The sequence below is a fragment of the Vibrio sp. 10N.222.48.A3 genome, assembly GCF_041475345.1.
GTDB lineage: Bacteria > Pseudomonadota > Gammaproteobacteria > Enterobacterales > Vibrionaceae > Vibrio > Vibrio tasmaniensis_A.
In genome coordinates, this window is record NZ_JBFRVX010000699.1 from 1 (window position 1) to 3,878 (window position 3,878).

At 44.7% G+C, this 3,878-nt stretch carries 4 protein-coding genes; all 4 read left to right on the forward strand.

Annotated elements, in window-relative coordinates; all coding sequences use genetic code 11:
* On the forward strand, positions 1 to 606 hold a 606-nt coding region (locus tag AB4653_RS18580), incomplete at its 5' end, for a response regulator transcription factor (RefSeq protein WP_372104955.1).
* Positions 603 to 1,901, forward strand: coding sequence for a HAMP domain-containing sensor histidine kinase (locus AB4653_RS18585; RefSeq protein ID WP_009846414.1), 1,299 nt, complete (start codon positions 603 to 605; stop codon positions 1,899 to 1,901). The genes AB4653_RS18580 and AB4653_RS18585, both read left to right, overlap by 4 nt.
* Before the next feature lie 127 nt (positions 1,902 to 2,028).
* Entirely contained in the window at positions 2,029 to 2,958 is a 930-nt protein-coding gene (locus tag AB4653_RS18590) for a pyridoxal-phosphate dependent enzyme (protein WP_032555228.1), read from the forward strand.
* Positions 2,959 to 3,075: 117 nt separating this feature from the next.
* The gene (locus tag AB4653_RS18595; protein WP_009846412.1) at positions 3,076 to 3,813 is read left to right on the forward strand and encodes a dienelactone hydrolase family protein; all 738 of its coding nucleotides are present in this window, start codon (positions 3,076 to 3,078) and stop codon (positions 3,811 to 3,813) included.
* Positions 3,814 to 3,878: the final 65 nt, after the last annotated feature.

Here is a 3,878-nt window from a genome sequence, read left to right on the forward strand (position 1 = left end):
GGTATGGAACTCGATTATGCGGACAACGGCGAACTCGGCCTGCAACTCGCGTTGGAAAACTCATTTGATATCATCATATTGGATCTGATGTTGCCAAGAATGGACGGCCTCACGGTTTGTAATAAACTGCGAGACCAAGGCAACGCGACACCTATTTTGATGCTGACCGCGCTAGATAGCCGCGATGATATGTTGAAAGGGTTTGAGCATGGTGCCGATGACTATCTAACCAAGCCTTTTGATTTGGATATTTTAGAAGCAAGAATGAACGCACTAGTTCGTCGTTACCGCGGAAAAGTAGCCTCTTCAAAACTTCAGTTCGGTGAACTCACCATCGACCAAAAAACCCGTAAAGCTTACCGCCAAGATAAGCTTCTTGCGCTAAACCCAACCACTTACACCATACTTGAGATGCTCTGCCAAAACGCACCGGAAGTGGTGACTCGTGAAGATATCTCCTACAAATTATGGGAAGAAGATGAACCCAATAATGATGTGCTGCGCAGTCACATCTATCAATTACGAAATCAACTCGACAAGCCTTTTGACAGTCAAATGTTGATTACGGTTCCTAAAATAGGATTCCGCTTGGAGTCATCTAATTGATTTCCAACTTTCTGACAAGCACTAAAACCCTCACCGGCCGCTTAGCTGTTTTCTTTGGGCTAATGGCCGTGATTGTGTCTGCGTTCGTCTATGTCGTTTTTATTGTCGCGCTCTACATGTCTGAAGACCGGGTCGGTGAAAGACGCATCTTGATTGACCGCAATTACGCCGTCGAGCTATTTCAAGCCGGAGAAAGTGGTGAGTTAAGAATTGATGATCTGACCGTCGCCTATAACGACCCGTCATTCGTACCTCCCGAATATTATAAGCTCATTGCAAATAAAGAGAGCTTTCTCGGAGAGATCGGCGAAGAGCCAGAGTCAAGAATGGTCTATGTTGGCGAGTATTCTGACAAAGGAAAAACCCACCCAATAATCCTACTTTCCGAAATAGACCGTGTTGAATTTGCTATTTCTGAACTTGTGTACGCGACCGCCTTTGTGCTCACGTTACTTTCTATCTTAATTTTTAGTTTTGGTGCTCTGCTCTATCGACTGTCAAAACGACTGATTGAACCATTCAACTCTCTGTCTGAGCAACTTGAGTCGAATAAACTCAATCTCAACGAAGAGTTCGGTGTGAGTGATGATGCGGCAGTTGAATTTCGTCAGCTAACCGATCAACTGAATCAGTATCGTCGAGAAATCAATTCCTTGGTCAAGCGTGAACAAGCCTTTGCTCGATACTCAAGCCATGAGTTAAGAACACCACTAACCGTTGCTCGTGGTGCGAATAAATTGCTATTGAGAAGCGAAACAACCGAGTTTCAATCTCGGCAGGTTGAACGCATTGATGAAGCCATTGTTCAGATGTCTGAGATGGTCGATGCCCTGCTTGGCCTAGTTCGTTACGAAAGAAATAGTGACGATGCACCGCTGCGCTTGTTTAGCCAGCAAGAATTAGAGACCATCGTTTCCAAAAATACGTTACAAGCAAATGAGAAAGCAGTCGAAATATCCCTACTCGTTCAATCTGAGCCTATAATTCAAGCCACCAGTGCGATCATGAACATGTTGGTTGGCAACTTGTTGAGAAATGCGATTGCAGCGACCAATAGTGGCACAGTGAGCATCACTCTCTCACAAGACAACCTGGTAATTGAAGACCAAGGAGAAGGCCTTCAGGAACAGTACAATCCGAATGGTCATGGATTAGGTTTATTGATTGTCGACGACTTGTGCCAGCGATTCCATTGGGACTTTGAGTTGGTCAATCGCAACTCTGGAGGGTGTACTGCAAGAATCGCCTTTCAGACAGATTCCTCCTTATCCACATTAAAGCAAGCAAACTCGTAATACGAAGCTCAATACCCTATGAAAACTTGATTTAGTTGGTTTACAGCGCTCGCTAGCTACTAGATACTCAGTAGTCCTTTTTGATTTAAAAATGCTGGCTCTTGAGTCAGCATTTTGTCTAAGTGCGATGAAACTAAATAATAGCCCTGTAACTCAGCATCAATACAACGATCACACCTTTTTCTTAAAGCGAGACGATAAGCTTCACTCCCACTTTTGCGGCAACAAAGCCAGAAAGTTCATGAAGCTACTGGAAGACGATCACCCAAACACCACCACTCTAATAAGCTATGGGTCCGCTCAAGCTAACTCCTTGTTCTCGCTAGCCGCACTTGCAAAAATCAGAGGCTGGACGCTTGAGTTTTACGTCGACCACCTTCCTCAATGGCTACAAGAACGCCCACTCGGCAACTACCGTGGCGCTATCGATCTTGGGGCTAAGGTTATTTCAGTCAAAGAAACAGGCTCTGAGCTTCATCCACAAGCGTATATTGGACAAATAAGGCAACCAGGTTCCGATTGTATTGTGTTACCTGAAGGTGGACGTTCTCAGCTTTCTGAATATGGCGTGAAGCAACTGGCGATGGAAATACTCAGCTGGACGCGCTTCGAAAACAAACACGATTTTGTGGTGGCACTACCCGCTGGTACAGGCAGTACGGCTCTGTATCTACATAAGCATTTAAAAGTACACAATATCCCGGTGTTAACCTGTGCGTGTGTAGGTGGTAATGACTATTTAACTCAGCAATTCGATGAACTTGGCGAATCCGATCACCCACAGATTTTACCGCTCAAAACCAAACACCATTTTGGTAAGTTGTATCAGCAGGATTATCAAACTTGGTTAGACCTGCAAGAGCAAACTGACATTGAGTTTGACCTGCTCTATGACCCTTTGATGTGGCAATGCTTAGTACAGTGGCAACAAGACAACCCAACTAAGACCATCATCTATATTCATCAAGGCGGCATCTTAGGCAATGAATCGATGTTGCCGCGCTATCAGCGGAAGTATCCGGAGATGAGCATTAGCAAAACCAACACATCTTGGTAATTTTTTTCCTTTATTCTCCAGTTTAGCTATTCAAGTTATAAACTGAAATCTGGCGAGAATCATCGCGTTATCTATACTTTCGATTGGAACATCAATTGTCATCGAAAGGAATCACGCATGCGAACAATCACTACGCTCGGCCTGTTTTCAGTTTTACTGCCCTTCTCTGCGATTTCAGGAGAAAACATCACTTACCAAGTCGATGGTATGGATTACGAAGGTTATTGGAGTGAAGCCAGTGACCAAGCGCCTTTGGTGCTGCTAATTCACGATTGGGATGGCTTAACTGATTACGAAAAGAAACGTTCTGAGATGCTCAACGAACTCGGTTACAACGTGTTCGCCATCGACCTATTTGGTAAAGGCATTCGCCCTACCGAAGTGAAAGACAAAAAACAACACACAGGCGAGTTGTATAAAGACAGAGAAAAAATGCGGGCACTACTTAATGCGGGAGCGATGGAAGCGAAAAGGCTTGGTGGTAACTTAGATAACAACGTGATAATGGGTTACTGTTTTGGTGGCGCAGCCGTTTTAGAAGCCGCTCGTGCTGGCATCCCATCGAAAGCTTATGTCACCTTCCATGGCGGTTTATCGACACCTAAAGGACAAGACTACTCTGAGACAAAAGCTCCAGTTGTCGTGTTCCATGGTACAGCAGACGCCATGATCTCAATGCACGACTTTGGAAGCCTCGCAGCTCAACTTGAATCAAGCAAGGTTCCGCATGAAATGATCACCTACAGTGGTGCGCCACATGCCTTTACCGTATTCGGCTCAAACAACTATCAACAAGAAGCTGACCAGAAATCGTGGGATAGATTTACCCATGTACTAGAAACCACCACCAGATAACTTTCGATACCCACCCAGAAAAAACAACCCCATTCTAAAACTTAGAATGGGGTTACTTTCACCAT